A 7,058-nucleotide genomic window follows, 5' to 3' on the forward strand; every position below is an offset into this window, starting at 1 on the left:
GTGTTGTTACTTTTTATTTAAAAATGACAAGCAAAACAAACAGTCTCCATCTTTACGCACACTTCCATAATGAATGTTACAAATATGAAAACCCTCTTGGTAAAGGCGAGCCAAATTGTCATATCCTTCTCCGATATCAATTTGTTTTTGCTCTTTTGTTTGAGCGCTTGCTTTTGAATGTCTATTTTTCAGCTTCGTTTCGAAGTTTGTCTGGTCAAGGCGACGGCGCAAATGATCATTTTCTATTTGCAGATGATGATTTTCTTCAATTAGCTCAGCAAGATGCTCTTTCAACTCACCTAACTGCTTATATAAATGACCAATTTGTTCCTCCATGTTTGTCACCGAATCAAAAATCTCTTTTTTATCCACCTTTGCCCACCTCGTTAATCTGTGGCTTGAAACGAAACAGCACCTTCATTATTGATCTCATCCAGAGTATACTCTAAAATTTGTTCGTGATCTGACAGTTCCACTTGAATAATTCTTTCCAAAATATTCAAACCTACTACACGTCCTGAACCATCTGAAGTTTTAATTGTTGAGCCTATATCAGGAAGCTGTTCTTTTGCCGTTTCATACTCATCATTTTCATATTTTAAACAACACATCAAACGTCCGCATAAACCAGAAATTTTCGTTGGATTAAGCGATAGGTTTTGGTCTTTGGCCATCTTAATAGAAACCGGCTCAAAATCACCTAAAAACGTTGAGCAACATAGCATACGTCCACAAGGACCTATCCCGCCCAACAGTTTTGCCTCGTCTCGTACACCAATTTGACGAAGCTCAATTCGCGTACGGAAAATAGCAGCTAAATCTTTAACTAGCTCTCTAAAATCAATACGGCCGTCTGCTGTAAAATAAAAAATGACTTTATTACGATCAAACGTATATTCTACATCTACTAACTTCATATCTAAATCGTGTGATTGAATTTTTTGCACGCATACGTCATACGCTTCTCTAGCAGCTTGTTTATTTTCATCCACAATCAGCCTGTCTTTTTGTTCAGCAATGCGGATTACTTTTTTCAAAGGAAGCACGACATCATGTTCACTTACTTGCTTTTTGTTAATAACCACTCTGCCAAATTCAACACCACGAACTGTTTCTACAATAACAAACTCACCATCTGGAATTGTAAGTTCTCCAGGGTCAAAATAATATATTTTTCCCGCTTTTTTAAAGCGAACGCCTACTACATCATACAAGCTTTTATCCCTCCTGCAAATCCAACACCAGCTGTTCCATTAATAACTGTAGATTCATATTTGAATTTAATTTATTTTTGGCCTTCAAGATAACCTCTAAGCGATAAATCGCTTTTTCCTGCGTTGTCTGAAGAGCTTGCTGTTTTAATTCTTCTATTTTATGACGATAGACGATTTTAGACTCTTGTCCAACTTGCAGCGTCAACAAATCACGGTAAAGAAGCATCAATAAAGTTAAACCAATATGAGCTTGTTCTTTTTCTTTAAAATGTGTTACCCACTTTTCATGAATAAAAAGAAGAGCTTGTTGAGGTCTCGTTGTTAACACTTCATATAATTGTATCACTAACTTTATTGCAAGTCCAAACCATTCATCTTTACTTAATTCAATTGCTTCATCAATGCTGTTTGTTAAATTAGACAAGATGGACGCATCTACTGCGGAAAGGCCATTTTCTACTAGTTTTTCAGCTAACTGTTCTGGTGTAAGAGATCGAAATGATATTACTTGGCAACGTGAGATAATCGTATCTAATAAGCGCTGTATATTTTCTGTTAATAAAATTGCATAAGTTCCGTTGCCAGGCTCTTCTAAAAATTTCAGTAAACTATTTGCTGCGCTTACTGTCATTTTATCAACATGATTCACAATATATAACTTTTTATTAGATTCAACACCGGTTTTTGTGAATTCTGATTGCAAGAATTGAATTTGCTCTTTTTTAATCGATAAACCAGCTGGCTCAATCAAGTGAATATCTGGATGATTACCTGAATCAATTCGCCGGCAGTTACTGCACTCATGGCATGGCCTATGATTAACTGGATTTTGGCAAAACAGTGCTTTAGCAAACAAAAAACTAATTTGTTTTTTACCTGTTCCTTTGCTTCCTTCAAATAAATAAGCATGAGCAACTCGCTCTTTAAGTAAGCTGTTTTGCAAAATCTTTAATACGTTCGGCTGAAGAGCTTCAAGCTGTTCCCATGTATTTCCCATTCAATCATCACTTTCTATTTAAAATCTTCTCTCTTAAAATTGATGAAATTGATCTACTGGTAGTACGAATACTGTAGCTCCGCCCACTTCAACTTCAACAGGATACGGAATGTATGAATCTGCATTACCACCCATCGGTGCCACAGGAGAAATCATCTGTCTGCGGTTTTCACATTGGCCCTTAATAATATCAAGTACTTCATCTACTTTATGATCATCTGTACCAATCATAATTGTTGTATTCCCTGATTTTAAAAATCCGCCCGTACTTGATAATTTGGTTGAACGAAATCCTCTTTCTACAAGTGCATTTAAAAGCTTTGAGCTATCTGAATCTTGAATAACGGCCATTACTAATTTCATGAATAACACCTCATTTTACTTTATTGTTAAGAATAGTATAGCAAGAATAACAATCATCTGTATTTATTTTAAAATCAATTGTATCTGTTTATAAGCTTCTTCACAGACCTTTTCAATGGATTGATTTGCATCAATTCGGCGAATACGCTCTGGAAATTGACTCAAAAGAGATAGATATCCATCTCGTACTTTGTAATGAAAGTCTAAGGATTCTAAATCTAATCGATTAATCTCATCTTTTCGACCTTTATTAATTCTTTCTAATCCTACCTCAGGCTCAATGTCAAAATATAAAGTGGCCTGTGGCATCGTTTGCTCAATAGCAAATTGATTGATAGCAAAAATATCTTCTACACCTATCCCCCGCGCATTTCCTTGATAAGCAAGTGAGCTATCAATAAAACGGTCACATAATACTATATTCCCTTTATTTAGCTCAGGAATCACTTTTTCTACAAGATGTTGTCTCCTAGCCGCAGCGTAAAGAAGTGCTTCTGTTCTGGCATCCATTTCCGTGTTAGATGGATTTAAGATGATTTCACGAATTTGTTCAGCAATTCGTATGCCTCCAGGCTCTCTTGTTAATACAATGTTATAGCCATCTTGTATTAATTTTTGTTGAACCATATGGATGATGGTCGTCTTACCAGCACCCTCTGGCCCTTCGAATGTAATAAACGTTCCTGACATGTATAAATTCCTTTCTCTATTTAAATACTTCTATCTTTCCTTCTTCTATACAAGAGCCGCCTTGAATATGACCATTTAACCTTTGAATATGCAAAATATAGTCAATATGATTGCTCGTAATCGTTTCTCCCTCCATTAAAATAGGAATTCCAGGAGGATATGGAATAATAGATTGTGCGCTTACACACCCAATCGCTTCTTCAAACGAACACATATGCTTTGTCCTTAATTTTCTTTCTTCCATAGACAGGAGAACCGTTGCCCTTGAAAAATGAAATGGTTTGATTAGTGGTTTTTCATACGACTTACGCTGTATATTTGCTACTGCTTGTCTAACCCGCTTAATTGTATCATTAAAGTCCCAACTGCTGCTTAACGGTAGAACAAACAATACATAGTTAACGTCAGCTAGTTCTGTATAAATATCTTGTTTTTCCAGTTCCTTTTGCAAATCATATCCTGTTGCCGCCGAACAAGTCAATGTCATTTTCAAAAGGTCGGTAGCAGTTTGATCTGTTTCCACATTAATAGTTGAAAGTGTATCAATCTTATTAATCTTTTCAACAAACGAATGAATATTGTCAGTCATTCTATCGATATCATGCTGTGTAAACTGCTGCAGATAATACCGTGCCAAATCGAGAGAAGCCATAATAGGGTATGAAGGACTGCTTGACTGAAGTACTTGTAGGTAATGGCGCACCGCTTGCTTATTCACTAATGTTCCCTGCATATGTAAATAAGAACCCATTGTCATAGCTGGTAGCGTTTTATGTGCTGACTGAACGACAAGGTCAGCTCCATACGTAACAGCTGACGACGGAAAAGGATTGCCTAAAATAAAATGGGCTCCATGAGCTTCATCAATAACTATAGGAATATTGTAGCTATGAATAAAGTCAATGGTCTCCTTTAAATCTCGTGCCACCCCGTAGTAAGTAGGATTTGTTAATACAAATGCTTTTATATCCTCAGAACGCTCTAAAGCCGCTTTAATTGTTTTAATGGATATACCTGTACTAAGATGTGTTTTTGAATCTATTTCAGGAGCTAAAAAAATAGGTGATGCCTTTGATAAAGTAATAGCATTAAAAATAGATTTATGAGAATCTCTTTGAACAGCAATTTTATCTCCTTCTTGACAAAGAGATAAAATTGCTGAGAGGTTGCCTACAGTAGAACCATTAACTAAAAAAAAGCTTTCATCTACTCCATACAACTTTGCCGTTAACTCTTGTGCTTCTTTAATAACAGATTCTGCTTCATGTAAATCATCTAATCCGCTAATTTCCGTTAAATCGTATTGCAAAAAATCTGCGTAAGAAGACTGAATATGTGAAGGTAGAATTTGACCATTTTTATGGCCGGGCACGTGGTAAGAGAGTGACCTCTTTTCGCTATGCCTTACTAAACGGTTATATAAAGGTAAATATGTATCCATACATCCATTCCTTACTTTTTGTAAATATAACATTGTTAACTTGATAAAAGAATATGTAAGCATTTTCCTATCAAAATTCATTTTTCTTTCATTATAACAAACTTAGATGATTTTTTTGAGCCATATAAAGAAGCCCTTATAAAAAAGGGCTTTTAGTAAGAAAACGCTCCTGATATTCTCTTTAATTGATTTACTAACAATTGATAACGAAAATGAGATGAATCCACCTCTACAATCTCTACCTCGCAGTGTTGGCATATAAAGCTGGAAAACACCTCAATACCCTTTGTATGCTGTTCATGACAAACGGAACATGTTTTAATTTGTTTTTCCATTACTCTCCACCTCCACTAAATAAGTATCGACAAGATGTAACTTCTTTATGCAGTTCATTTACCCCATTTTATGTAGATAGCTTATACTTTGTGAATAATAAAAAAAGACTAGCTAAAATAGCTAGTCTTTTTTCAAGTGCCTGGCAACGTCCTACTCTCACAGGGACAAAGTCCCAACTACCATTGGCGCTAAAGAGCTTAACTTCCGTGTTCGGTATGGGAACGGGTGTGACCTCTTCGCTATCGCCACCAGACAAGAGATTGCTCTCTCAAAACTAGGTAACAGTTTGCTGAGTAAAGCTTACGCTTTTAAAAGTTTGGTTAAGTCCTCGATCGATTAGTATCAGTCAGCTACACATGTCGCCACGCTTCCACCTCTGACCTATCAACCTGATCATCTTTCAGGGATCTTACTAGCTTGCGCTATGGGAAATCTCATCTTGAGGGGGGCTTCATGCTTAGATGCTTTCAGCACTTATCCCGTCCACACATAGCTACCCAGCGATGCCTTTGGCAAGACAACTGGTACACCAGCGGTGTGTCCATCCCGGTCCTCTCGTACTAAGGACAGCTCCTCTCAAATTTCCTACGCCCACGACGGATAGGGACCGAACTGTCTCACGACGTTCTGAACCCAGCTCGCGTACCGCTTTAATGGGCGAACAGCCCAACCCTTGGGACCGACTACAGCCCCAGGATGCGATGAGCCGACATCGAGGTGCCAAACCTCCCCGTCGATGTGGACTCTTGGGGGAGATAAGCCTGTTATCCCCGGGGTAGCTTTTATCCGTTGAGCGATGGCCCTTCCATGCGGAACCACCGGATCACTAAGCCCGACTTTCGTCCCTGCTCGACTTGTAGGTCTCGCAGTCAAGCTCCCTTGTGCCTTTACACTCTACGAATGATTTCCAACCATTCTGAGGGAACCTTTGGGCGCCTCCGTTACATTTTAGGAGGCGACCGCCCCAGTCAAACTGCCCACCTGACACTGTCTCCCGGCCCGATCAGGGCCGCGGGTTAGAATTTCAATACAGCCAGGGTAGTATCCCACCGACGCCTCCACCGAAGCTAGCGCTCCGGCTTCTCAGGCTCCTACCTATCCTGTACAAGCTGTACCAAAATTCAATATCAGGCTACAGTAAAGCTCCACGGGGTCTTTCCGTCCTGTCGCGGGTAACCTGCATCTTCACAGGTACTATAATTTCACCGAGTCTCTCGTTGAGACAGTGCCCAGATCGTTACGCCTTTCGTGCGGGTCGGAACTTACCCGACAAGGAATTTCGCTACCTTAGGACCGTTATAGTTACGGCCGCCGTTTACTGGGGCTTCGATTCAGAGCTTCTCCCAAAGGATAACCCCTCCTCTTAACCTTCCAGCACCGGGCAGGCGTCAGCCCCTATACTTCGCCTTGCGGCTTCGCAGAGACCTGTGTTTTTGCTAAACAGTCGCCTGGGCCTATTCACTGCGGCTCTCTCGGGCTATACACCCTACCAGAGCACCCCTTCTCCCGAAGTTACGGGGTCATTTTGCCGAGTTCCTTAACGAGAGTTCTCTCGATCACCTTAGGATTCTCTCCTCGCCTACCTGTGTCGGTTTGCGGTACGGGCACCTCCCGCCTCGCTAGAGGCTTTTCTTGGCAGTGTGGAATCAGGAACTTCGGTACTATAATTCCCTCGTCATCACAGCTCAGCCTTTATGATGAGCGGATTTGCCTACTCATCAGCCTAACTGCTTGAACGCGCATATCCAGCAGCGCGCTTACCCTATCCTACTGCGTCCCCCCATTACTCAAACGGCGGGGAGGTGGTACAGGAATATCAACCTGTTGGCCATCGCCTACGCTTTTCAGCCTCGGCTTAGGTCCCGACTAACCCTGAGCGGACGAGCCTTCCTCAGGAAACCTTAGGCATTCGGTGGACAAGATTCTCACTTGTCTTTCGCTACTCATACCGGCATTCTCACTTCTAAGCGCTCCACCAGTCCTTACGGTCTAACTTCACAGCACTTAGAACGCTCTC

At 40.3% G+C, this 7,058-nt stretch carries 7 protein-coding genes and 2 rRNA genes (1 of these 9 running past the window's edge); all 9 read right to left on the reverse strand.

Annotated features, from left to right (window positions below; genetic code table 11):
• Positions 1-6: 6 nt before the first annotated feature.
• Positions 7-372 (reverse strand): DNA replication initiation control protein YabA, encoded by a 366-nt coding sequence (gene yabA / locus ACXAE4_RS01195; RefSeq protein ID WP_013054848.1) that lies wholly within the window; start codon positions 370-372, stop codon positions 7-9.
• A 14-nt stretch (positions 373-386) separates the two neighbouring features.
• A complete protein-coding gene (locus ACXAE4_RS01200; RefSeq protein WP_013054847.1) occupies positions 387-1,214 on the reverse strand; it encodes a PSP1 domain-containing protein in 828 nt (275 codons plus the stop codon).
• 4 nt (positions 1,215-1,218) lie between these two features.
• Positions 1,219-2,211 (reverse strand): DNA polymerase III subunit delta', encoded by a 993-nt coding sequence (holB, locus tag ACXAE4_RS01205; protein WP_013054846.1) that lies wholly within the window; start codon positions 2,209-2,211, stop codon positions 1,219-1,221.
• A 33-nt stretch (positions 2,212-2,244) separates the two neighbouring features.
• Positions 2,245-2,574 (reverse strand): cyclic-di-AMP receptor, encoded by a 330-nt coding sequence (locus ACXAE4_RS01210; RefSeq protein WP_013054845.1) that lies wholly within the window; start codon positions 2,572-2,574, stop codon positions 2,245-2,247.
• 63 nt (positions 2,575-2,637) lie between these two features.
• Positions 2,638-3,264, reverse strand: coding sequence for a dTMP kinase (gene tmk / locus ACXAE4_RS01215; RefSeq protein ID WP_028412632.1), 627 nt, complete (start codon positions 3,262-3,264; stop codon positions 2,638-2,640).
• A 16-nt stretch (positions 3,265-3,280) separates the two neighbouring features.
• Positions 3,281-4,705 (reverse strand): aminotransferase class I/II-fold pyridoxal phosphate-dependent enzyme, encoded by a 1,425-nt coding sequence (locus tag ACXAE4_RS01220; RefSeq protein WP_154990949.1) that lies wholly within the window; start codon positions 4,703-4,705, stop codon positions 3,281-3,283.
• 152 nt (positions 4,706-4,857) lie between these two features.
• Complete coding sequence (locus tag ACXAE4_RS01225) at positions 4,858-5,040, reverse strand: sigma factor G inhibitor Gin (RefSeq protein WP_013081329.1); 183 nt, start codon at positions 5,038-5,040, stop codon at positions 4,858-4,860.
• Between the two features lie 138 nt (positions 5,041-5,178).
• Positions 5,179-5,294: ribosomal RNA gene (gene rrf, locus ACXAE4_RS01230) — 5S ribosomal RNA — on the reverse strand.
• Between the two features lie 63 nt (positions 5,295-5,357).
• Positions 5,358-7,058 (reverse strand): 23S ribosomal RNA (locus ACXAE4_RS01235); it runs 1,235 nt beyond the window's last position.

The organism is Priestia sp. ABM2_011, assembly GCF_056158845.1.

Bases quoted from the DNA above. Each gene is read 5' to 3' on its own strand.
- holB (WP_013054846.1), bottom strand. From the start codon at position 2,211: ATGGGAAATACATGGGAACAGCTTGAAGCTCTTCAGCCGAACGTATTA.
- ACXAE4_RS01210 (WP_013054845.1), bottom strand. From the start codon at position 2,574: ATGAAATTAGTAATGGCCGTTATTCAAGATTCAGATAGCTCAAAGCTT.
- tmk (WP_028412632.1), bottom strand. From the start codon at position 3,264: ATGTCAGGAACGTTTATTACATTCGAAGGGCCAGAGGGTGCTGGTAAG.
- ACXAE4_RS01220 (WP_154990949.1), bottom strand. From the start codon at position 4,705: ATGGATACATATTTACCTTTATATAACCGTTTAGTAAGGCATAGCGAA.
- ACXAE4_RS01225 (WP_013081329.1), bottom strand. From the start codon at position 5,040: ATGGAAAAACAAATTAAAACATGTTCCGTTTGTCATGAACAGCATACA.